28 protein-coding genes are annotated in these 23,157 nt (G+C 49.6%); 19 read left to right on the top strand and 9 right to left on the bottom strand.

Annotation, left to right across the window (positions count from 1 at the left end):
- The 9 genes from NI20_RS0101480 to NI20_RS0101520 all read right to left on the bottom strand — a co-directional run bounded on the left by NI20_RS0101480 (position 1) and on the right by NI20_RS0101520 (position 8,310).
- On the bottom strand, positions 1–396 hold the full coding sequence (locus tag NI20_RS0101480) for a recombinase family protein (protein WP_033119689.1): 396 nt from the start codon (positions 394–396) through the stop codon (positions 1–3).
- On the bottom strand, positions 393–2,000 hold the full coding sequence (locus NI20_RS0101485; RefSeq protein ID WP_033119690.1) for a recombinase family protein: 1,608 nt from the start codon (positions 1,998–2,000) through the stop codon (positions 393–395). Before NI20_RS0101485 ends, NI20_RS0101480 begins: the two co-directional genes overlap by 4 nt.
- Positions 2,001–3,707, bottom strand: a complete 1,707-nt coding sequence (locus NI20_RS0101490; protein WP_033119691.1) for a recombinase family protein — start codon at positions 3,705–3,707, stop codon at positions 2,001–2,003.
- A gap of 15 nt (positions 3,708–3,722) precedes the next feature.
- The gene (locus NI20_RS0101495) at positions 3,723–5,357 is read right to left on the bottom strand and encodes a recombinase family protein (RefSeq protein WP_033119692.1); all 1,635 of its coding nucleotides are present in this window, start codon (positions 5,355–5,357) and stop codon (positions 3,723–3,725) included.
- 214 nt (positions 5,358–5,571) lie between these two features.
- Positions 5,572–5,814: a DUF6870 family protein gene (locus tag NI20_RS0101500; protein WP_006573495.1), complete on the bottom strand. Its 243-nt coding sequence runs from the start codon at positions 5,812–5,814 to the stop codon at positions 5,572–5,574.
- Between the two features lie 511 nt (positions 5,815–6,325).
- Positions 6,326–6,808 (bottom strand): hypothetical protein, encoded by a 483-nt coding sequence (locus tag NI20_RS0101505; protein ID WP_005934739.1) that lies wholly within the window; start codon positions 6,806–6,808, stop codon positions 6,326–6,328.
- Between the two features lie 208 nt (positions 6,809–7,016).
- On the bottom strand, positions 7,017–7,259 hold the full coding sequence (locus NI20_RS0101510; RefSeq protein ID WP_005934741.1) for a hypothetical protein: 243 nt from the start codon (positions 7,257–7,259) through the stop codon (positions 7,017–7,019).
- Positions 7,259–7,987 carry an ImmA/IrrE family metallo-endopeptidase gene (locus tag NI20_RS0101515; protein WP_008816141.1) on the bottom strand — a complete coding sequence of 243 codons (729 nt, stop codon included), beginning with the start codon at positions 7,985–7,987 and terminating at the stop codon, positions 7,259–7,261. Before NI20_RS0101515 ends, NI20_RS0101510 begins: the two co-directional genes overlap by 1 nt.
- Positions 7,984–8,310, bottom strand: coding sequence for a hypothetical protein (locus tag NI20_RS0101520; RefSeq protein WP_033119693.1), 327 nt, complete (start codon positions 8,308–8,310; stop codon positions 7,984–7,986). The genes NI20_RS0101515 and NI20_RS0101520 overlap by 4 nt, the downstream gene beginning before the upstream one ends.
- Before the next feature lie 203 nt (positions 8,311–8,513).
- Between NI20_RS0101520 and NI20_RS0101525 the strand changes: the two genes are divergently transcribed.
- From NI20_RS0101525 to NI20_RS0101615, 19 genes are all read left to right on the top strand, one after another.
- Complete coding sequence (locus NI20_RS0101525) at positions 8,514–8,942, top strand: helix-turn-helix domain-containing protein (RefSeq protein WP_005934745.1); 429 nt, start codon at positions 8,514–8,516, stop codon at positions 8,940–8,942.
- Positions 8,943–9,082: 140 nt separating this feature from the next.
- Positions 9,083–9,547, top strand: coding sequence for an ImmA/IrrE family metallo-endopeptidase (locus tag NI20_RS0101530; protein ID WP_223385148.1), 465 nt, complete (start codon positions 9,083–9,085; stop codon positions 9,545–9,547).
- 24 nt (positions 9,548–9,571) lie between these two features.
- On the top strand, positions 9,572–10,396 hold the full coding sequence (locus NI20_RS0101535; protein WP_033119694.1) for a hypothetical protein: 825 nt from the start codon (positions 9,572–9,574) through the stop codon (positions 10,394–10,396).
- 33 nt (positions 10,397–10,429) lie between these two features.
- Positions 10,430–10,738, top strand: a complete 309-nt coding sequence (locus tag NI20_RS0101540; protein WP_006573501.1) for a hypothetical protein — start codon at positions 10,430–10,432, stop codon at positions 10,736–10,738.
- 120 nt (positions 10,739–10,858) lie between these two features.
- Positions 10,859–11,590 carry a hypothetical protein gene (locus tag NI20_RS0101545; RefSeq protein ID WP_006573502.1) on the top strand — a complete coding sequence of 244 codons (732 nt, stop codon included), beginning with the start codon at positions 10,859–10,861 and terminating at the stop codon, positions 11,588–11,590.
- Complete coding sequence (locus NI20_RS0101550) at positions 11,583–12,062, top strand: flavodoxin (protein ID WP_033119695.1); 480 nt, start codon at positions 11,583–11,585, stop codon at positions 12,060–12,062. The genes NI20_RS0101545 and NI20_RS0101550 overlap by 8 nt, the downstream gene beginning before the upstream one ends.
- A gap of 34 nt (positions 12,063–12,096) precedes the next feature.
- Positions 12,097–12,516: a nuclear transport factor 2 family protein gene (locus NI20_RS0101555; protein WP_033119696.1), complete on the top strand. Its 420-nt coding sequence runs from the start codon at positions 12,097–12,099 to the stop codon at positions 12,514–12,516.
- Positions 12,517–12,560: 44 nt separating this feature from the next.
- The gene (locus tag NI20_RS0101560) at positions 12,561–12,770 is read left to right on the top strand and encodes a hypothetical protein (RefSeq protein ID WP_006573505.1); all 210 of its coding nucleotides are present in this window, start codon (positions 12,561–12,563) and stop codon (positions 12,768–12,770) included.
- A gap of 19 nt (positions 12,771–12,789) precedes the next feature.
- A complete protein-coding gene (locus NI20_RS0101565) occupies positions 12,790–13,827 on the top strand; it encodes an O-acetyl-ADP-ribose deacetylase (RefSeq protein WP_033119697.1) in 1,038 nt (345 codons plus the stop codon).
- 5 nt (positions 13,828–13,832) lie between these two features.
- The gene (locus NI20_RS0101570; protein ID WP_033119698.1) at positions 13,833–15,365 is read left to right on the top strand and encodes a hypothetical protein; all 1,533 of its coding nucleotides are present in this window, start codon (positions 13,833–13,835) and stop codon (positions 15,363–15,365) included.
- A gap of 22 nt (positions 15,366–15,387) precedes the next feature.
- On the top strand, positions 15,388–16,896 hold the full coding sequence (locus NI20_RS0101575) for a Nucleotidyltransferase/DNA polymerase involved in DNA repair (RefSeq protein ID WP_015564525.1): 1,509 nt from the start codon (positions 15,388–15,390) through the stop codon (positions 16,894–16,896).
- Complete coding sequence (locus tag NI20_RS0101580) at positions 16,893–17,315, top strand: hypothetical protein (protein WP_008982947.1); 423 nt, start codon at positions 16,893–16,895, stop codon at positions 17,313–17,315. Before NI20_RS0101575 ends, NI20_RS0101580 begins: the two co-directional genes overlap by 4 nt.
- A gap of 101 nt (positions 17,316–17,416) precedes the next feature.
- Positions 17,417–18,073 carry a VWA domain-containing protein gene (locus tag NI20_RS0101585; RefSeq protein ID WP_033119707.1) on the top strand — a complete coding sequence of 219 codons (657 nt, stop codon included), beginning with the start codon at positions 17,417–17,419 and terminating at the stop codon, positions 18,071–18,073.
- On the top strand, positions 18,073–18,732 hold the full coding sequence (locus NI20_RS0101590) for an SIMPL domain-containing protein (RefSeq protein WP_020989435.1): 660 nt from the start codon (positions 18,073–18,075) through the stop codon (positions 18,730–18,732). Before NI20_RS0101585 ends, NI20_RS0101590 begins: the two co-directional genes overlap by 1 nt.
- A 236-nt stretch (positions 18,733–18,968) precedes the next feature.
- Positions 18,969–19,298 (top strand): plasmid mobilization relaxosome protein MobC, encoded by a 330-nt coding sequence (gene mobC, locus NI20_RS0101595; RefSeq protein ID WP_005934759.1) that lies wholly within the window; start codon positions 18,969–18,971, stop codon positions 19,296–19,298.
- Positions 19,259–20,623, top strand: coding sequence for a relaxase/mobilization nuclease domain-containing protein (locus NI20_RS0101600; protein ID WP_033119699.1), 1,365 nt, complete (start codon positions 19,259–19,261; stop codon positions 20,621–20,623). The genes mobC and NI20_RS0101600 overlap by 40 nt, the downstream gene beginning before the upstream one ends.
- 149 nt (positions 20,624–20,772) lie before the next feature.
- Positions 20,773–21,012 (top strand): helix-turn-helix transcriptional regulator, encoded by a 240-nt coding sequence (locus NI20_RS0101605; protein ID WP_006573514.1) that lies wholly within the window; start codon positions 20,773–20,775, stop codon positions 21,010–21,012.
- Positions 21,013–21,077: 65 nt separating this feature from the next.
- Entirely contained in the window at positions 21,078–22,652 is a 1,575-nt protein-coding gene (locus NI20_RS0101610; RefSeq protein ID WP_033119700.1) for a class I SAM-dependent DNA methyltransferase, read from the top strand.
- Positions 22,636–23,157 (top strand): restriction endonuclease subunit S (locus NI20_RS0101615; protein ID WP_008982941.1); only part of this gene is annotated, 522 nt, incomplete at its 3' end. The genes NI20_RS0101610 and NI20_RS0101615, both read left to right, overlap by 17 nt.

The raw sequence follows: 23,157 nt of genomic DNA on the forward strand, positions 1-23,157 counted from the left end.
CTATGCTCTTGTGCCGTTCTTTGTGCGACGCTTCTTATACGCCGCCGCAAATGCCTCCATCATCGGAGTGACCGGAAGCTCGTTGTCAGGCTTGGACAGATACTCGAACCGGATGCCGTTCTCCTTGAATTTTCGCTCAAACCTCATGAAAGAGGAAGCGTCCCGGCTGATCCGCGAAGCGTCACGGGTAAGGATTGTACCGATGCCCTGACGCTTGGTTTCGTTCATCAAGAAGTTCATGATGCCTTCCGTATGGACGCCGGAGATGCCGTCTGCGGCAACCGCAGCAGCTACCTCATAGCCCTTGTCCTTCGCATAGCGTTCCAGCTCTTCCCGCTGATTTGCCGCCGCAAGCTGATCCGCACAGGCAACACGGATATAAAGAAATACTTTCATTTGGCTTCTCCTTCTGATGTATTGAGGAAGTCCTTGAACTTCCAGACGATTTCTATGTTGTCAAGATCGTAAATGTAGACCGCAGAAATGAATGCGTGGGTCAGCTCATAGGTCAGAGCTTTGCAGTCGGCGTACTGTTCGCAGACCGCATCCAGCTTTTCATCTGAACAGGCGGTCTCGGAGTCAAGCTCCTTCATCCGCTCGTGACTGCGCTGGATTACTCCATCGTTTTCAGCAATCTTCACATCCGCTGCCGCCTTCTGCTGAATGTACGCCTCCTTCGTGATGCTCCCGGCTGCATACTTCTCGTAGAGCCTCAGCTTGGACGCCTTGTGCTGCTCGTTCTGCTTTTGCAGAGTGCGGATTTTATCAGCACATTCCTTGATGGCAGATTTCCGCAGATCACCGACTTCGCGGTTCTGTATTGCTTCCTTCTGTGCCAAAGCAAGAAACTGAGTAAGGGCATGGAAGACAACCTTCTCAATATCCATTTCCGGAAAGCTCCTGCCAACCGGACAGTCTGTGTTTCCGTTGTTGACCGAGTGAATGCACTGGAAGTATCGAATGCCAGCCTTGTTCTTTCTGCGTGTCATAGCACGTTTACAGTTACCGCAGCGGACGAGTCCCTTGAGCGGATAGTCATGCTGCTTGCGCGTGGGATTCCGTCCTCCGCCTCGAATGACCTTCTGAGCAAGCTCAAAGTCTTCCTTGCTGATAATAGCTTCATGCGTTCCTTCTACGATAATCGGCTCATTGACAACACGCTTTTTTGAGCCGACACCGCAGGACTTCATTTTGCGGCTGACCAGTGTTCCGGTGTAAACAAGGTTTTTGAGGATGTTATAGACCATCACGGTTTCCCAACTGATTTTCTCGCTCATGTTACTGAACTTCTTCTTGTCGGGATGCTTGCTCTTGAAGTATTGCCCCGGCGTCGGGATACCGTCATCATTCAGGCTGCGGGCGATCTGAGAGGTGTTGCTGCCTTCCAGCGCCTCGCGGAAAATACGACGGATCACATCAGCCGCCTCCGGGTCTACGGCAAGTTTGTTCCGAATGGTGGGATGCAGGACGTAGCCGTATGGGGCGTAGCCACCGACATACTTGCCCTGCTTCATCATCTGGATTTTTGCCGATGTGGTCTTTACGGAAAGGTCTTTGCTGTATGCGGCGTAGATGATGCTGCGCATAACCACTTCCAGACCGCCCGTTGTGCCTTTGTAATCGTCACTGTCATAGCCGTCGTTGATAGAAATGAATCGGATGCCCATGAACGGAAAGGTGCATTCCAGATAGTTTCCCGTTTCGATGTAGTCACGAGAAAAGCGGGAAAAGTCCTTGACGCAGATCAGATTGATTTCGCCGCGCTTGACCTTCTCCATCATCTGCGTGAACTGAGGACGGTGAAAGTTCGTGCCGGTATAACCGTCATCCGCAAACTCAGACCGCTGACAGTGAGACAGCTCCGGATGATTGTCAAGAAAGCGGTTGATGAGCATACGCTGGTTGCCGATGCTGTCACTTTCCGCCTTGCTGCCATAGCCGGTATCTTCATCAGCCATTGAGAGGCGGATGTAGATGCCGATGTTGTATTCCTTGCTCATTTACATCGCCTCCTGTACATCCTTGATACTCTGAACGGTCAGAGCGTAAATATCGCCGTATTTCATGACCAGCTCGATTGAGCCGTCCTTATGGACTTTTACAAGCTCTACGGACTCGTCAATCAACTCCTGAGAGAGTTTTGCTGCGCCGCTGACAGATTTCATCAGCGTGAGCCACTTATTGTCCTCGGACATTGCCTCGGCAAACTTTACCTTCCGCTGAACCGCTTCATCCAACCGCCGTGAAAGATCGACATACTGCTCATCGTAGGCTTTCTTGGCAAAGGCGTATTCCTCTTCATCGAGAACGCCTTCCGTGAAGTCCTCATAGAGACGGGTACGCTTCTTGGAAATACCGCTGAGTTTCAGATTCAGGCTTGTAATGAGCGCATTCTGCTGATCTCGGATGCTGCGTTCACCTTCGCTGTTTCTCAGTTTGGCAAGCAGCTTGTCGTAATTGAGAGCCGCCTTGACTTGAAGCTGAATCGCCGCAAGCACATCGGCTTCGAGTTTGTCCTGCCGCGTATAGTGCGGCGTACAGAGATTGCCGCGCTTGACGGATGAGCTGCACTCATAGAAGGCGTACCATGCGCCGTCCTTACGCTTGTCAACGCGCTTTCGATGGAAATAGAGTTTCCTGCCGCAATCTGCACAGATGATTTTGTCTTCAAAGAGATTGATCAGCGTAGCGCGGATTTTCTCCGTGCGCTCCATCTTCTCAACTCTTGTCCTTGCAGCGGCGTTCCGCATTTCTCGTACCTTCTGGAAGTCCTCACGGGAGATAATCGCCTCGTGAGTATTGGGAAAAACAATCCATTCCTCGCGGTCGATATGCTGATTTTTGACGCCCTTGTAGATAGCGTTCAGCGTCCGTCCAAGAACGGTATCTCCGACGTAATGGGGATTATCCAGAATGGTAGTGAGTGAAGACTTGTTCCAAATTTTCTTTGCCGTAGCATTGCCTGTGCGGACGCCGACCTGATACTTTTGAAACTCCGGATTGGGCGCATTCATTGCATCAAGCCGGTCTGCAATCGCCGGAAGAGACAGCCCCTCAATCTTCCACTGGAAAATCTTCCGGACAATCGGTGCGGTTTCTTCATCAAAGACCATATTGCTGCGTTCCTCATCCCAGCGATAACCATACGGGAGATTGCGCTTCTTGAACTCTCCACTTTCCATCTGTGCCTTGAGCGCGGTAGAAACCTTGCGGGAGATGTCCTTTGAGTAGAGTGTGTTGATCATGTTTTGCAGAGGGATAATGAGGCTTTCGCCGGAGCCGTCCGTATCAAAGTTGTCGTAGTTCTCTTTGATGGCGATAAACCTAAGCCCGATCTGCGGAAAGACCCGTTCCAGATAGGTTCCTGCCTCGATGTAGTCACGCCCGAACCGGCTGAGATCACGAACCACAAGGCACTTGATCCTGCCGGTGCGGATGTCGTTCATCAGACGGTTGAACTCCGGTCTGTCAAAAACCGTACCCGTTCGTCCGTTGTCCACATAGGTATCTATCAGATTCAGGTAGGGACGCTCTGCAATGTACGACTTGCAAATCTCAATCTGATTTGCGATGACATCCACCTTTTCGGACTTGCCGCTGTTTTCAACGGAAAGACGGGCATAGATGGCTGTTGAGAAGACCTCGGAAGAGACAGATTCAATAACCGGCTCTTCGACTGCAACTTGCTTTCTGCTTTTTCTTGCCATTTGCTCATCCCTCCTTTATACGGCAATATCCAGTTCATCGGCATAGCCGAGAACGTATTCAAGCGTCTGCTGGTATTCGTCCCTGTATTTGAAGACGATTTCGATTGCATGGTTTTCGTGAATCAGAATGCGGTCAACAAGGGACATCAGCACACGGCGGTTCAGCTCTTCGACGTTTTCATACTGCTTGAAAAGCGTTACCCAGTTCCGTTCGGTCGTGCCGGTTGTCACCGTCTGCTTCATTTCTTTTTTGATCCGCAGAAGTGCCTCCTGTTTGTCCTCAATGATTTTGGTGTAGCTGCTGCGGAACTCGAAGTATTCCGATTTATCAATGACGCCGCCGATGAAGTTCTCGTAAAGCCCCAGCTTGAGCTTTTGGTACCGTTCAATCTCTTCCTCGATTTTGGCGATCTGAGCTTCGTAATTGAAAGCCTTACGGCTCTGAGACGGAAGCCGTTCTATCATCGCAAGCGCGTGTTCCAGATTGATGACAAGCTCGATCTGGTCATGAATGGCACGGAAGACCTTCTCTTCAACCTCTTTTGCGGCGATGCTGTGCGGGCTGCACGTCCGGGTGTGCTTATTGGTGGAGCAGACGTAGTAGATATACTTTTTCGTCTTCGACGGGACGGTCTTGCGGATCATTGGCTGCTGACAGTCTCCGCAGAACAGGAAACCGGAAAACAGGTGTGCTTCATCCTGATCGGGTGAACAGCGCATATCCCGCTGCATCATGACCTTGACTGCCATGAAGTCCTCGTAGGACACAAGAGCTTCATGCGCGTTTTCAACCTTGACCCACTCGGATTCATCCTTGCTCTTCACAACGCGGACTTTGTAGTTGGGAGTGCCGCGTTTGCCCTGAGCCAGAACGCCGATATAAACTTCGTTGGTGAGAATGCGCTGGACGGCTTTGTATGTCCATTTTGCGGTATCGCCGGTCTTGAAGACGGTATCGAACTTCACACCGGCGGAATGCTTGTATTCCATTGGGGACAGGACGCCCATCTGGTTCAGACGCTTTGCAATACGTCCGATGGAGAAGCCGTCCTTGTACATGGAAAAGATCATCTGCACATATTCGCTGACCGCTTCATCCACGATGAGCTGGTTTTTGTTCTCCGGCGATTTCATGTAGCCGTAAGGCGCGAACGAACCGACGAACTCACCGCTCTTCTGCTTGACTTCCAGACTGCTTCGGATTTTCATGGAGATGTCCTTGCAGTAAGAATCGTTAATCAGGTTTTTGAACGGGATAACAAAGGAGTCGGACTGCGGATCACCGGTCAGACTGTCATACGCATCATTGATTGCGATGAAGCGTATGCCGAGCTGCGGGAATATCTTCTCAATGTAACGTCCGCCGTCGATGTAGTTTCTTGAGAAGCGGCTGAGATCCTTGACTACAATGCAGTCAAGCGCACCCTTGCGGATTGCCTCTTCCAGCTTTTTGAACTGAGGACGATTGAAGGAAACGCCGCTGTAACCGTCATCCACAAACGGCTCACAGACAAGCTCCAAATCATCGTGCCTTGCGATATAGTCCTCGCAGATGGCTCTCTGGCTGGCGATGGAGTTGCTTTCTACTTTGTCTCCATCCTCACGGGACAGACGGCAGTAGATCGCCGTGCGGTAAACCTTGTCTGGCATAAAAATAACCTCCGTTTTTCTGTTTGGTGTGGTACATCAAATCAGAAAGACGAAGGCTTGCTTCAACTCTTATGAAGAGGAACACGAAAACGCCACATGACCATCAAGGCAAGCGGCTTAATCCGTATTCTTCTTTTTTTGACCGATTAAATTATACCACAGGCTCAATCGCTTGTCCATAGAACCGGGCGAAAAGATTCAGACTGTTCATAAATCAAAGACCTCTCAGATAGTGTTCCAGACAATCTTCCATTGTCGTATCCGTCTCGGTGAAGCTGATCTTCACCACAGTTTTTCCGTCCAGATAACAATAGGGATTTCTGATCTGCTTAATGAACTCCCTCAGCCTGTCCTCTCGCGGTGCCGCAGGATCAAGCCGGATGCTGCTTCTCTGAACGAGTGTGCTTCGGTCAACCGTTTTCGGGCTGACATTTTTCATTGTTTCAATGCCCATCATATTCTAAGCACCTCCTGTTTCGTGAAAATATTCAGGACAAAAGGATATGGCAGAGCATCTTGTGAAGATACCCTGCCACATAGTTTTCATCCTGAAACTATATAGTAAGTTTCTTTTGGGTTTGTTTCATTGTCCGGCATATTTGCAGCTCGCGCCCCTGCCAGAAGAACTATGCAGTTCCGGGAATGCTGCGGACTACCAATGGTCAATCGGTATCATGGGACTCTCACCCCTCCGAGGATCGCTCCGAGCCGCCCATTCAAAGAAAAGACGGAAGTATCATTATACCCGGCATCTGCATCGTCGCAAGCAGCCGCACCACACGACTGTTATAGCTCTCCGGAGGTCGCTCACTCCCTTTCGGGAGGTCTTGGCGTCGGAAGCTGTGTTGCTTCGCAGAAGCGGAAAGATCCGCAGCACTGAACTATTCAGTTTTCAAGGAGCAGTGAAGTGGTCTGATTGACCCTTTCACTTTACAACGGACATCTTTTTGCCGTTTGTTGAGTACCGCTCAAAAAATTCTTTGAAATTTTTTCTGCACCGCTGCTTTGAGGTCAAATGCAGCTCTGATGCCGATGCCTTTCCTTCGGGCAAACTCTCGAAGAGTCAGTCCTTCACGGGTCATCGCAAGATACAATTCGCGCTGCTTCTCGGTCAGAATGGAAAGAAGCTCCTTCTCTTTGAGGGCGGTAATCAGTTCCTCCATGCAGTCGCGGGAGTCTGCCAGCCATGCAGCGGACTTCACATCGTCCTCCGGCATAGCGTCAAGGGACAGCACGGTATCAGAAATTTTCTCTGCGCCGTCCTCATCCTCAGAGGTGTTGTCAGAGCCATACGAGCGTCTGATCCGCTTTTCCTCTGCGCGAAGGATTCTCATAACCTTGCGGTCAACCTCGGAAACTTCGCCGGTTCGTTTCACGCGCACCATGCACTTGCCGTCCTCCGTAGTCCAGAGGTCGTAATCGAACGCGATAGGGGTCTTAGGGATTTTCATTGTTCATCCTTTCCGCTGCGCGGGAGCAGCGGGAAGGGTGAAGACAGAAAAAGAGCCGCATGACGGTGAGGTTTGAATCCCATGCCGATAAAACAGAGCAATTAAACTCTGTCTCATGCGGCATTAGGATGACTTCACCTATCAGGCGGCTCCACAGCTCAGCTATGACATATATTTTATTTTAGAACAGAGGCTTGTCCTCCGGTTTTTACTTGGTACGCGGTCGCAGTCTTCTCATATTCAGCACATCAAAGACTGTGATCCGCCCGCATTTCTTGCACTTGGATTCTACATGACCTCTCGTGTCCTCGTAGACAGCAATGGCATTATGCTGACAATAGGGACATTTCAGGTATCGGGGCTTTTGCTGGGAAATGGCAACTCTTGCCCTGCGGATTTTTTCGATCAGCTCCGGCGTCGGTTCCTGAACCCGAATGGATGCTCTCTTCATTACCACACCTCCAATGGGTCAACATACTCACTGAATGGACGATCTACCATGTAGCCGAGCTGACGAAGGCGGATAGACGCCGTTGTTTTGGAGACACCGAACAACCGGCAGAAAAGGCGCAGCGTTAAGTGATCACCATACGAATACCTCCCCTCGTAATTGATCAGCGGCGTTTCTGCAAACCGACGCATTGCCAGGTCAACCTCTTTTTGAGGAAGCAGGATCGCCGCGCCCAAGACATTTGCTTGCCACTCGTTCCAGTCCTCGCGGGTTTTCAGCTCTCGCGGCGTATAGGCTGTCCGTGCGGAATATTTCATTTCGCAGGAAGCCTTTACCTCTTCCGATTCCAGTTGGAAGAGAATCTGATGGGCGCACTCGTGGGCAAGGGTAAATCTGCGCTTGGCGCAGAGCCGCTGCACGTTGCCGGATCGAATGAAGCTCTCGTCCAAGATGACCTGATTACGCTTCAAAGCCAGTGTGCGCGTAATACCAAGTTCCGTGATCTTGTACTCAGTGTCGGCATAGGCAGTGACACCGCAGATGCTTCCATCCGGCGAGAGACGGGCGAATGATACGCGAAGACCGAGATAATTCTTTGCAAACTGATCAATGGGTGTTGGCAAAGCTGATCGGTCGGGCTTGTCCGCCTCATCCCCGAAAAAGAACCGATTGAAGTCCTTTGTTGTTGAGGCTGCAATTTCTTCAAGTTGGCGCTGGGATAAAATCATGAGCAGTTGTCCTCCTTTGCTTCGACAAACCACTTGTCTCCTTCGTGAAAAAGAAATGACTCCTTTCCGCGAATCTGAACTGTGTAACGGATGCCTCCGCCCCCAACCTTCTTGGATGTGGCGCGGCATTTGTAAAGAATCTGGTCGATTTGAAAGATTACACCGTTGTCCCACCAGATAAGGCGAGGGAGGATTGCCCCCTCCTTGTCCACATCCAGCGTAACCGAGACGTATGCTTTTCTGTACTGTGTAGCCATTTCTGTTTTTCTCACTCCTGTTCCCTCATACCGGTGTATGCCGGTACGGATGATCTTCGGCAGCATAAATGCCTGTCCATTTGAACTGCTCAAAAGATGTAACTTTTTCGTGTACAACTACTCATGCCCCTTGACAGGATGAGCAATTCAGGATATACTATGAGTAGTTGGATTGCTCAGTCATTATTATACGCACTTCAAGTGCCTTTGTCAATAGACTTGCGCAATTTGATGTCGCAAACTTTTTGTGAACAGGAGTGATTACCAAAATGACGTTTGGAGAGAAATTCAAGGCTGAACGGGAGAAGCGGAAGCTGACCCAGCAGGAAGTAGCCGATGCACTAGGGATCAACAGGCGTATGATTACCCGGTACGAGAACGGCATTTCCTTTCCCCGTACCAAGGACGCTTACAGAAAAATCGCGGAATACTTCAAGGTGGATGTGAACTATCTGCTGACCGAGGACGAAGAGTTTGTGGTTCAGGCATCCGAGCAGTACGGCTCCCGTGGCATGAAACAGGCAAAGGACCTGATTGAAGGGATGTCCGGTTTGTTTGCGGGCGGTACGCTGTCCGAGCAGGACAAGGATGCGGTGATGAAGGCGTTGCAGGATATATATTGGGAATCCAAAGCCCGGAATGTTGAGAAATACACGCCGAAGAAATACAAGAAGACCGGTACGGACGCAGAGGAATAACTGTCTACGTCTCGGTTTCTTGACGGATTTACTTTGACTGTTTTCAACATGAAAGGGGTGAAGGTCCCGTGATAATTCGCTCCGAGGAAATATACAAAAAGGCGAACAGCATTGTCAAAAGCTGTGGAACAAGAGATACCTTGAAGATTGCCCGTGAGCTGGGCATTCATCTCCATTTTCTTGACAATCTGAACGATCTGCTCGGAATGTACACCTACCGCCATAAAGAGCGGCATATTCTTCTGAACTCCAACATGGAGTATCTGATCATGCAAATGGTTTGCGGTCACGAGATCGGGCATGATACCTTTCACCGTGATCTTGCCAAAGGAAACGAACCGCTCCCGGAGTTCGTGCTGTTCGATATGCGCACAAAACACGAATATGAGGCGAATGCGTTTGCCTCACACCTGATCATTGACGATGATGAGCTGATTGACCTGATGAAGCAGGACTACGATGTGGTGCAGCTCTCGGCTGCAATGGGAACAAACATCAACCTGATGCTGATCAAGCTCAACGAACTGAACCGCATGGGCTGGCAGCTCAACTTGCCTTATGTACCGCACTCTGACTTCCTGAAAAATGTCAGACCGGAGGGCTGAATGAGGATGAAGGATAGCAATTAGATGAACAACAACGACTATAAAGAAGCCCTTTTCTATGCCGCTTCCATCTTTAACGAACGCTTGGGAACGGAGTTCGGAGTGGACAATCTTGTGCTGCGCTGCTTTCAGACGGAAAACCAGCAGGAAGTCTTTGAGCAGTTCTGCAAGCAGTATTTCCCGGATCGCCTGACAGATCAATATAAAGAGGACGGCTATTTTGACTTTCACGCTTCCGCTTTCGTTGGCAAAGAAGATGGCGTGGACGGGATCCTGCTGCGGACAGACATAGCGCGTCATCCGGCAGAGTTGAAGCACATTCTTCTGCATGAGCTGGCGCATATCTTCTGCACCCGCAACGAGCTTGGCGGAGACAACTTCTATGAACGATATTGCATGGACGATACCATCAGCCGCGAAGAGGACGGAACCATTAACGCCGGATATGCGGTCTGGCGGGAACTCGCGGCGGAGCTGATTGCATTTGAGCTGGATGACAACTGCGACGTAGTTCCGCTCCGACGCAAGAAAGACCTTCTCAGCTATTACGAAGGAGAACTCCTGACCGGCAACGGGAAAATGGGCGTCAGCATGATTCTCTGCGAGGCGATGACCAGTGCTGAGGGCGAGGCGTCTATGACATGGGACGCTGCCAAAAGCAAGTTTACGCGGTTCAAGCCCTTTGATGATCCACTGTACAAGGACTTGCTGGAACTGGTTTTTACACACGTTAGAGAATACTTTATCGTGATCGACCGCGACTTTATCTATGAAATTGGAGTTTTGTATCTAAGCATTGCCGCACAAGCGATGATTGCGTCCCTAAAGAACAGATTTCAGGAAGAATAGACAGAACGATAGAAAGAAAGGACGGGCAATGATATGAAATATAAGCTGTTTCGCTCCCCCGGTGATCTGGACAAGGCGGTCCGGAAGCACGAACTGGTTGCCGTGGAGACCGGCAAAAGCATTGATGATGTGGCAGATGCGCTTATCCGTGCCGTTCGGGATGATCTTGCGGAAATGCCGGAGTATGCGCACTGCGAGACTGCCGCCTATGTACCGGAACCGGTTAAGTCGTTTCGCAGGGTGAGGCGTTACCGGTATGAGATGATGGGTATTGTCTACCCGAAGTACGCCGAAGAGAACGTCCTGATTGACTACGGAATTATCGAGGAAGAAGAGGTATGAGCAATGAGTAATATCATTGAGACCCGCAGGAATCTAAAGAACGTATCCTAAAACATCTGCAATCACGTCTGCCTAACGCGACCAAAATGCAGCTTGAGAAAATCATAAAGGGGTAACGCAATGGACGATATTATCTTTGAGAAGGATTACCGGGAAACCGAGTCTGCCGAATACGATAAATGGTGCGATGAGGTGTTTGACCGCGCAGTTAATTGTGGTATGCTGAAAGCGTACTCCGAAGCAATGGACAAGATACCAAAGATCATTGTACCGGAGGACAAGAAGAACTACGAGTATCTTCTGGAACGCTGTGATGCGTTTGTCAAGCAACACCGCGGGTATATCAAGGGAATCGTGGACTATCATCGTTGGCACGCGGAAATCAATATGTTTCTTCCGTTTGCGGAGTTCGATGACTCAGAAGACCTTGCATTTTTGAAAGAAATTGCAGAAAAATCGCAAACCGTCTGCTTCTCCCCGGACGAAGAAGGTGGCATTCGCGTTCATATTTTTATCAACTACTTTGAAGAATTGATGTCAGCCGAACACAAGTCATACATCGAATACGATGCTATTATGCAGGACAAGAAACTATCTGAGTTACTTGGCATACCGGAGCTTTCTGACGAGGAAAAAGAACTCGCCCTGAAAATGAAGGGCATACTTGACCGCATTGATGAGGAAACAAGGATTGACCGTACCACGGCTTTTCGAGCCGTGCTTGATAAGATGACAAAAGAGCCGGAAGAAAACTGGTCGCTTCATTATATGGCAACATTGCTGGAAGCTCTGCTATACTTCATGCTGAATGAAGGAAATGAAAAGATTGATGAGGAAGAACACAATGAGTAATAAACTTGTAGCATATTTTTCTGCGTCCGGCGTGACTGCAAAGGTAGCCGAGACGCTGGCTGAGGCAATCGGCGCGGACATCTTTGAGATTGAGCCGAAGGTGCCTTACACGGAAGCTGATCTGAACTGGATGCAAAAGAACGCCCGCAGCACGATTGAAATGAACGATCCCGCTTCACGACCGGAAATTGCCGTGAAGAGGGACAACATGAAGGACTACGATACAATCTTTGTGGGCTTCCCAATCTGGTGGTACGTTGCGCCGACGATTATCAATACGTTCCTTGAGAGTTATGACCTGAGCGGCAAAACGATCATCCCGTTTGCAACCTCCGGCGGAAGCGGCATTGGCAAGACGAACGAACGCCTTGCGCCGAGCTGCAAAGGCGCAAAGCTGATGGACGGCAAAGTTTTCAAGGGCAACGTCGGGCATCAGGAGCTTGCGGCGTGGGTTGAAGGACTTGGACTTTAAGGGGCAGACAAATCGGAAGTTGTGGAGGTGCTTTATGAACGAGAGAGAAAAAATTATCCGATTATGGTTTGATATGTGGATTAAGAAAGCAGATTTAGGAATTGACAATATTTTTACAGATGATGTTGTATATACTGAGAGTTGGAGTCCTAAATATGAAAACCGCAAAACGGTAAAGCACTGGTTTGACGAATGGAATACACGCGGAAGTGTTCTTGTCTGGGAGATTAAGCAATTTTTTCATCAAGGCAATCAAACAATCGTGGAGTGGTATTTTAAAAACAAAATGAATAATGGAAATGTTGAAGAATTTGACGGAATATCTTTAATTGTATGGACACAGGATAACAAAATAAAATCATTAAAAGAGTTTGGTTGCAATCTTCATAATTACAATCCATATCGAGATAGTGATATTCCCGTATTTCGAGAAGAAAAAGCAAGTTGGTTTTGAGAGGACTATAAATTCCAGTTTAACGAACAGGAGATGATGATCGCATGAAAATCCTACATGAACTTTCTTGGCTATGGGAAACGCTGGGCATTGCGCTTGTTGCTGCGGCTGTCTGCATGGCTTGCGCTGCGCTGATTGGCAAGGCAGCGAAGAAGAAGCTCGACAAAAAGGTGTTGGCGGTCGTAGGAGCAGCGGCATTTGTGGGCGCGATTCTGGCGGTCATTCTGATCGCCCGGACACCGATGCCGCTTTGATAGGACGGAGGATAGAATCATGCCGCTTCAAATCGTCAGAAATGACATCACGAAAATGAAAGTGGACGCCATCGTCAACGCTGCCAACGAGTCGCTGCTGGGTGGCGGCGGTGTGGACGGCTGCATTCATCGTGCTGCAGGACCGGAGCTGCTGACGGAATGTGAAACGCTCCACGGCTGCAAAACCGGGAGCGCAAAAATCACGAAGGGCTACAAGCTGCCCTGCAAATATGTCATTCATGCTGTCGGTCCGCGCTGGTATGACGGACGGCATGGTGAGCGCGAACTACTGACATCCTGTTATCGGACATCGCTCATGCTGGCGAAGGAATACGGCTGCGAATCGGCTGCGTTCCCTCTGATTTCCTCCGGCATTTTCGGCTATCCGAAGGATCAGGCTCTCAAAGTGGCGATTGACACTATCAGCAGTTTCCTTCTTGAAAACGAAATGACGGTGTACATCGTTATTTTCGACCGCAAAGCCTATCAGATCAGCGGCAAGCTGTTTGCCGACATTGCTTCATACATAGATGACCGCTATGTGGACGAACATACCGATAATCGTTCCGAGCGGCTGCGCAGAATGAGTGCCTTCCGAATGGAAGAGCCGATGCCTTGCGAGTCACCCGTCTGCGATGAAGCTATTGAAAAGCTCACAGCTCCTATGGCAGTCAGCTCCGAAAAAGCAGCTACTCTTGACGATGCGCTGGGACAGATTGACGAGAGTTTTTCCGAGATGCTTCTGCGAAAGATTGATGAGCGCGGCATGACGGACGCGCAGTGCTATAAGAAGGCGAATATTGACCGGAAGCTCTTCTCGAAGATCCGCTCGGACAAGTCCTATAAGCCTTCTAAGCCCACGGTCATTGCATTTGCCATCGCCCTTGAGCTGCCGCTTGTGGAAATGAAGGATATGCTCATGAAGGCTGGCTTTGCGCTCTCCCATTCCAATAAGTTTGACATCATCGTGGAGTATTTCGTGGAGCGCGGGAACTATAACGTCTTTGAGATCAACGAGGCTCTGTTTGCATTTGACCAGAGTTTAATAGGAGCATAAGGTCTATGGATAAAGTATTTCAGAAATTTTTGCGAAGTGGTATTGAACTCTCTGTCGTAGGAGTGGAGTGTCGTGAAGATAACAACCCTTACTTTTGCACGCCCAAAGGTGCATCTATTTTTGGCTGGGCTGGCGTGGATGGCATTCACTTCTGCTTTGTTCGAGGCTTCGGCAGTATGGTATTTTCCGTCAGCCCCATGAACTCGGCTCCGGATTTCGTTCATCCGCTGGCAAACAATTTTGCAGACTTTCTGAGGCTGCTCCTTGCTTGCGGTGATTCGGCAGCGTTGGAACAGGCGTGGATGTGGGATAAAGCCCAATTTGAAGCCTTTTTGCGGGACAACCCTCCGACGCATGAACAGAAAAAAGCGCTATCAGAGCTTGCCGAGAAAATGAAATTGACGCCTATGGAACAGCCGTGGGTATACATCAAAAAGCTGCAAGCATCCTTTGATTATAGCAAGATCAAGTACACCGAGGACTATTATGATGTTGATATGAACCCGGAAGCAGAACCGACCATACCTGAATGGAAGGTCTACTTTGATGGAGACTTCTGGGGACATTCAGGAAAAGACCGTTCCGGAACGGAACTCCGGTTGAATAAGCAATTTGACTGGGCAGGACATCATTGGGTTATTCCTGCGGCGTATTCTTGCAGCAAGGGACTCGTCATGGACTTTTGTATGCGCACCCCAGAGGATGACATCCGCAAGTTCATGACGAAATGGGATTTGCACCCCGAAAACGACTCCTGCGAATACTTCACGCAGGAGCAGCAAATGCAAATTGATTTAGACAATCCGCTTTGCCTTGACTTTATTCCTCGTTTGGAATTGAACGGGAAAACAATGCGAATCTCCCACGGCTGCTCGGTGGTTTATAATCCGTGTTTGCCGGATGGGATGATCAATGAATTGGAAGCAAAGTGGGCGTTGGAACACTATGACTTGGATATATCCTATGGATGGATGATTTTTCGGGCAGCTTTTCCGTGGGCAAGCAAACGCCGTACTGAAATAAAATCTCTCTCCTTTACGATGGAGCAGCGGTCATGCCGTGTCCCAGGACCACATTTCAAGACACACGCTCCCGGCGATTCGTTTTCTTTCACCCATCCGGTCAGCGGCACAAAATACACATTAACCGTACAGGAATTGGAGCGGCAGACAATTTCCGAAAAGCGTTTCGGCTCTGACCGCTGGTTTTATCCGACGCATTTTACCGCCATGAGCTATACGCTTTCTCCTGAACCGGACAGCGATATTTCGATCTGTGATTGTGCTGAGGGGGACAAGCCTTTGGAAATTGCGCCATGCTCTGACCGCTATGCACCGGAGGCACGAAACGATATGGCTTGTATCGGCATTATCGGCGGCGCGGACGGTCCAACCGCAATCGTATGTGGAGGCAGCTCGAAAGAAAAACTCCATGCAGCTTGTTCCGCTCTACACTTTGAGCCGGTGGAGGGTGATATTGAATGGCGTATCGTATTCAACATCAAAAACTCCAATGAAATGTCATTAGAGCTAATCTGAGAAGAAATCGGAGGCGCAGAAGATGAAGCAGCGCATATACATTGCAATCGACCTGAAATCTTTCTATGCCTCCGTGGAATGCCGGGAGCGTGGCTTAGATCCTCTGGACACAAACCTCGTTGTCGCAGACGAAAGCCGGACGGATAAGACCATCTGCCTTGCCGTCACGCCCTCCCTCAAGAACTATGGCATCTCCGGGCGTGGACGGCTGTTTGAAGTCAAGCAGCGTGTGAAGGAAGCGAATGCCGGACGGCAGCACGACGCGCCGGGACACAGATTAGATGGCTCATCGCACTTCTTCTCGGAGCTGCAAGCAGACCCTTCTCTGGCGATTGACTTCATCATTGCGCCGCCTCGAATGGCGTACTACATGGAGTACAGCACCCGCATCTATCAGATTTATCTCAAGTATATTGCCCCGGAAGATATTGTAGTCTACTCCATCGACGAAGTGTTCATGGATGTGACGGACTACCTGAATACTTACAAGCTCTCGGCACATGACCTCGCCATGAAGATCATCCTCGATGTGCTTGAAACAACCGGCATCACAGCAACCGCAGGAATCGGCACGAATCTTTTCCTCTGCAAAGTGGCAATGGACATTGTGGCGAAGCACATCCCCGCCGACAAGAACGGCGTCCGAATAGCCGAACTGGATGAAATGAAATTCCGGCGTGAGCTTTGGGTGCATCAACCCCTCACGGACTTCTGGCGCGTGGGTCGGGGCATTGCGAAGAAACTTGAGCAGAATGGGATGTTCACAATGGGCGATGTCGCCCTCTGTTCAGAGCGGAACGAGGACTTGCTTTACAAGCTGTTCGGCAAGAATGCGGAACTACTCATCGACCATGCGTGGGGTTGGGAACCTACGACCATTGAAGCGATCAAGGCGTACCGTCCCAGCTCCAACAGCATCAGTTCCGGTCAGGTATTGCACTGCCCATACGAGACGGATAAAGCAAAGCTGGTTGTCCGGGAAATGACGGACTTGCTTGTGCTGGACTTGGTGGACAAGGGGCTTGTCACCGACCAGATGGTTCTCACAGTTGGCTACGACATCGAGAACCTAACCGATCCGGCACGACGGGCAAAGTATCACGGCGCGGTTGAGACAGATCATTATGGAAGGCAGATTCCGAAACAGGCGCACGGCTCTATCAACCTCGACGGTCACACATCATCTACGCGCAAAATAATGTGTGCTGTGTCAGAACTCTTCGACCGGATCGTGGACAAGAATCTGCTTGTCCGCCGTATGTATGTTGTGGCAAATCATGTCCTGCCGGAAGCGGACGCGCCGAAGAAAAATAACGGTGCTGTCCAGCTTGACCTCTTCACCGACTATGCCGCAGAAGAGGAAAAACAGAAAGCCGAAGACGCCGCTTTGGAGCGTGAGCGGAAGATACAAGCCGCCACGCTTGCCATCAAGAAGAAGTATGGAAAGAACGCCATCCTCAAGGCAATGAATCTTGAAGAAGGTGCAACCGCGAAAGACCGCAATGCGCAGATTGGAGGGCATAAGGCGTGAACGGAAAATACGACGAGATCATGGGACTTCCTCACCACGTCTCCAAGACCCGACCGCAGATGCCAATGTCAGATCGTGCAGCGCAGTTTGCTCCCTTCGCTGCCCTCACCGGCTACGATGCTGCAATCAAAGAAACCGGACGTCTGACTGACGAAAGGATTGAGCTTGATGAGGGAGCCTTGACCGCTTTGAACATGAGGTATCAGCTTCTCATGGATGCCCTTGATGAAGAGCCGGAGGTTGAAATAACCTACTTCAAACCTGATGAGCGCAAAGCTGGCGGTGCGTATGTAACTGCAACCGGCGCAGTCATAAAGGTTGATGACTTTGAGCGCCTAATTACCATGCAGGACGGCACGAAGATTCCGATGGATGACATCCTAAGCATTGACGGAGAGCTGTTCTTGTCCTTAGAATAATGTCGCTTGCCATGCGACCAAATGAAGTGAATACCGAAGTACAATATGACTGTAAGGTGAGACGCCAAGCAGTCATATTTTTATATGCGGAGGTACTGAACATGAGAAAGAACTTGACGGAGATCGTATTCATCCTTGATCGCAGCGGCTCTATGAGCGGACTGGAAACAGACACCATCGGAGGATTCAACTCCATGATTGAAAAGCAGAAAAAAGAGAATGGCGAGGCATTGATCTCTACCGTTCTCTTTGACAACGTGAGCGAGGTTATCCATGACCGTGTGCCGGTTCAGAAGGTGGAGCCGATGACCGACGGGGACTATTCCGTTCGCGGATGTACTGCCCTTCTGGATGCTATCGGCGGAGCAATTCATCACATTGGGAATGTCCACAAGTACGCAAGAAATGAGGATGTCCCTGAACATACGCTGTTCGTCATCACAACGGACGGCATGGAGAATGCAAGCCGCCGTTATGACAGCGAGACAGTTAAGAAAATGATCGAGCGGCAGAAGGAAAAGTACGGCTGGGAGTTTCTATTCCTCGGCGCAAATATTGACGCAGTTGAAACGGCAAAGCACTTCGGTATTGGAGCAGACCGAGCGGTCAATTACCACTCTGACCGCGAGGGAACGCAACTCAACTACGAAGTTCTGAGCGAAGCGGTTTCCGCTGTCCGATGCAGCGTACCGCTGGGTACGAATTGGAAAAAACGTATTGATGAGGACTTCAATTCCAGAAAGGACGGGAGAAAGTAATGAGAACAATCACCGTAAAAGGGACAGGCAATGTCTCCGCAAGACCGGATTACATCATCCTATCCCTGAACATTGAAGTCTTATCTGAAACCTATGACCGCGCAATGTCGGAAGCTGCCGAGAGAATCGAAAGACTGCAAGGTGCCGCAGTCCGCGTTGGGTATCGCAAGGAAGACCTGAAGACCACGAGCTTTGATGTCCAGACAAGGTACGAGAATGTCAAGGATCGGCAAGGAAATTACAAGCGAGAGTTTGCCGGATATGCTTGCAGCTATCGCTTGAAACTTGCCTTTGACTTTGACAGCAAGCAGCTTGCAAAGGTCATTTCTGCGATTGCGGATTGTGGGGCGCAACCAGAACTCAGCATTGCGTTCACCGTGAAAAACCCGGCAAGAGTCAGCGAAGAGCTGCTGATCAATGCGACGGAGAACGCCAGGGCAAAGGCGGAGATTCTTTGCAAAGCATCAGGCAGTACGCTTGGGCAGCTACTCAATATCGACTACAACTGGGGCGAACTCAATGTGTATTCCAGAACAAGCTATGAGGTCGAAGACTGCATTCAGCCTCTTATGGCGATGAGTAAATGCGCTGCGCCAGAGATCGAGCCGGACGATATTGACGTGTCGGACACCGTGGCTTTCACATGGGAAATCCAATGATTTTTTGACTTTTTTGAAATCCGGTACTCAACAAACGCTCTTATTGTGTCCGTTGTAAAGTGAAGGGACATTTCACGGAGGAATCTTCGGGGAATACGATTTTGGGAGATTAGCAAGCAAATCCGGTGAGTACCCACCGGAGAAAAATCAGTTAAGGGGACCCTGCCCTTAACATTAGATTTTTGCTTGTTGGGATAGTCCCAAACCCTTCTAATCTTTACGACGGAGGGCGCAGCATGGTACGAAGAACACGAGACATTCAGAAGAAGATTTGGCTGACACCACAGGAAGAACGAACGATTGCAAAGAAGATGGAAATGATCGGCACGGAGAACTTCGGTGCGTATGCAAGGAAGATGCTGATCGACGGCTACATCATCGTCGTGGACTACACGGAGCAGAAAAAGCTCGCCGCCGAAATCAACAAGATCGGCGTGAACATCAATACCGTCTGCCGCAGGATCAACTCGACGGGACGATTCTATCAGGACGATATTGACGAGCTGAAAGAAAAGATGGACGCGGTATGGCAGTTACTAAAATCAAAGCAATCCGAGGAACTTTGAGCAAGGCAATCGCGTACATTCTGAATCCCGAAAAGACAGACGAGAAGCTGCTGGTCTCGTCCTACGGCTGTGCCAGCGAGACCGCAGCGCGGGAATTTGAATGGACGCGGAAATTAGCCGAGCAAAAAGGGATGAATCCGGTCAGGATCATAGCCCGTCATGTGATCCAGTCCTTTGAAATCGGAGAGGTCACACCGGAGCTTGCCCACGAGATTGGCAAGCAGTTTGCAGATGAAATCCTCGGAGGAAAATATGAGTATGTGCTGACCACTCACATTGACAAAGACCATGTTCACAACCATTTGATTTTCAATGCGGTTGACTTTGTGAACTACCACGCATACAAGAGCTACAAGCGGATTTACTATGATATGCGTGAGGTCAGCGACCGGCTCTGTAAGGAAAACGGTCTCTCTGTTATCCCGCCCTCTCAGAACAAAGGCATGGGCTACAAGGAGTACACCGAAGCCAAGCGCGGCACGAGCTGGAAGCAAAAGCTCAAGCAGACCATTGACCGACTCGTCATCACAGCGAAGGATTACGATGATTTTCTGCGGCTCATGCAGGAAGCCGGTTATGAAATCAAGACCGGCAAATATATCTCCTTTCGCGCTGAAGCTCAGGAGCGGTTTACTCGTTCTAAGACCATCGGAGAGAACTACACCGAGGAACGCATCAAGGAGCGGATTGCCGGACGGACGCCGCGCAGAAACCGGAGGCAGACCGTGCCGAAGGGCATCTCTCTCATCGGAGATATTCAGGAGCGGATCAGACTTATCGACAGCAAGGGCTATGAGTATAAAGCCAAGCTCACGATCCTCAAGGAAGCGGCGCGGACACTCAACTATCTCACGGAAAACAACTTGCTCCAATACGCCGATCTTGAAAAGAAGGTCGAGGACGTTCACAGCTCCTATGACCGCACCGGCAAGGAACTGAAAGGCGTCGAAGCGCGACTGCGGGAAGTCCAACCGCTTATCAAAAACATCTCCAACTACCAGCGGCTCAAGCCCGTATATGACGCATTCCAGAAGGCAAAAGATAAGCCGGGTTTCAAAGCAAAGCACGAAGCCGAGCTTGTGATCTTTGAGGCGGCGCGGAGTACGCTGCTTGCCATGCAGGGCGATGAAAAACTGCCGAGCTTGAAGACACTGCAAGCGGAACAGCAGCGACTTCTTGATGAGCAACAGCGGCTCTATGATGAACGTGCGAAGCTCAAAAAAGAAGTAAGGCAAATAGAGACGATCAAGTCTAATGTTGATACGTTTCTCGCTCCTTCTGCTGACCATGACCGTGATCATTTGCGCAGCACACAGCGCGAATAGTCCTTTCAAAAGCAGGGCATCTCCTGTTGACCGGAGATGCCCTGCATCCTTGAGAGAAGGTTCGAGAAGTTGAAACTTTTTCTTTAATTTCTGCATCAACGGATTGCTTTTGAGAATGAAATCCGGTATAATATTATAAGCGATGTTGAATGCAAGCAAGCGAAAGGATGGTTGCCGTGCGCATAAGCTATAAGAAACTATGGATGCTTCTTCTGGAACGCGACATAAAGAAGGCTTCTCTACGACATGAAGTAGGGCTGTCTGCCGGAACATGGACAAAACTGAATAAGGGGGAAGAAGTGTCCCTCTCTATTTTGCTGCGCATTTGTGATTACTTGAACTGTGACATCGGAGATATATGTGAGGCTGTGCGAACGGACAAGAACTGAGTCCGGTTTTTCGTACAGCACTTTTTGTAAAATAGGTTAGATAAATACACAGGGAGGATTTTGATATGGCACGAGCCGCATCGGCACCGAAGAAAGAGGTTTCAATGGAGGAAGCTCTGTGGAAGTCCGCAGATAAACTTCGTGGTTCAGTTGAGCCAGCAGAATACAAACACGTCGTTCTCAGTCTCTTCTTCTTGAAGTTTGCCAGCGATAAGTTTGAGGCGCAAAGAAAAGCCATTGCTGAGAAATACGGCGAAAAGTTTGTTGACAATGTTGCCTTCTACACGAAGGACAATGTGTTCTTCCTGCCAGAGATCAGCCGTTGGTCTTTCATCATGGAGAATGCGAAGCAGGATGATATTGCACTGAAAATTGACACCGCTCTCTACACGATTGAGAAAGCGAACCCAGCGTTGAAAGGCGCACTTCCTGATAACTACTATTCACGGCTTCACATCGACACGGCAAAGCTCGCATCGCTGCTGGATGAGATTGATAAGATCAACACCGGCGATAAAGAGAATGACATTATCGGACGGGTCTACGAATACTTCCTGAGCAAGTTTGCACTTGCGGAAGGCAAAGGCAAGGGCGAGTTCTATACGCCGAAGTGCATTGTCAATTTGATTGCGGAAATGATCGAGCCGTATGACGGTATTCTCTATGACCCTTGCTGCGGCTCTGGCGGTATGTTCGTGCAGTCAATGAAGTTTGTAGAGGCACATCACGGCAACAAGAAGAAGGTCTCTATCTATGGTCAGGAATATACAAACACGACGTACAAGCTGTGCAAAATGAATCTGGCTATTCGCGGCATCTCTGCAAACCTCGGAGAAATGGCAGCGAACACATTCACCAATGACCAGCACAAGGACCTCAAGGCAGATTACATTATGGCAAACCCGCCTTTTAATCAGAAAGAATGGCGTGGTGATAATGAGCTGATTGATGATCCGCGCTGGGACGGCTATGAAGTTCCGCCCACGAGTAACGCGAACTATGGCTGGATTCTGAATATTGTTTCAAAGCTATCCCAGAACGGCGTTGCCGGTTTCCTGCTTGCAAACGGCGCACTATCTGACGACGGTACAGAGTTAAAAATCCGCCGTCAGCTCATCGAGAACAATCTCGTCGAAGCAATCATCATCCTTCCCCGCAACCTCTTCTACACCACCGACATCAGCGTCACGCTTTGGATTCTGAATAAGAATAAAAAGGCTCGTGTGGTTGAAGAAAACGGTGAGGTAAAACGCTTCCGTAACCGTGAGCGTGAGATCCTTTTCATGGACTTGCGGCAAATGGGAAGCCCCTATGAAAAGAAGTACATTGAACTGACAGAAGAAGACCGTGCGAAGGTCACGAGCGTCTACCACGCATGGCAGCAGGAAGGCTATGAAGAAACTTATCAGAATGTGCCTGAGTTTTGTTACAGCGCATCCTTCGATGAGGTTGCTGAAAAGGGCTTTACCCTTGTTCCGAGCCGTTACATTGAGTTTGTAAACCGCGATGAGAACATCGACTTTGATACGAAAATGAAGACGCTGCAAAGTGAGCTTCGTGAGCTGCTTGTTGCAGAAGAGAAGTCGAAGGCTGACCTGTTGACTGTGTTTAAGGAGTTGGGCTATGAAATCGAATTATGAACCTCTTGGTAAACACATTCGGCTTGTTGATTATCGAAACTCCGAGGAAGTCACCAGCACTGTTCTTGGCATAAGCATCGACAAAGAGTTCATGCCTTCCGTCGCAAATGTAATTGGCACAGATTTGAGTCGGTATAAACTGATCAGCAAGGGGCTATTTGCCTGTAACCCAATGCACGTTGGACGCGATGAACGTCTTCCGATTGCGCTCTATGAGAAAGACAACGCCGCAATAGTTTCTCCGGCGTATTTCATGTTTGAGATTATTGACCGCGATGTCTTAAATGAAGAGTATTTGATGATGTGGTTTCGTAGACCGGAGTTTGACCGTGAATGCTGGTTCATGACGGATGGCAGTGTTCGAGGCGGAATTACATGGGATGATCTTTGCCGCATAAAGCTCCCTGTCCCCTCCTATGCGAGACAATGTGAGATCGTCGAGTCCTACCGTGCAATTACCAATCGCATTGCTTTGAAGAGAGCGGAAAATGATAATTTAGCGGCT

The organism is Oscillibacter sp. ER4 (assembly GCF_000765235.1).
GTDB lineage: Bacteria > Bacillota > Clostridia > Oscillospirales > Oscillospiraceae > Hominicoprocola > Hominicoprocola fusiformis.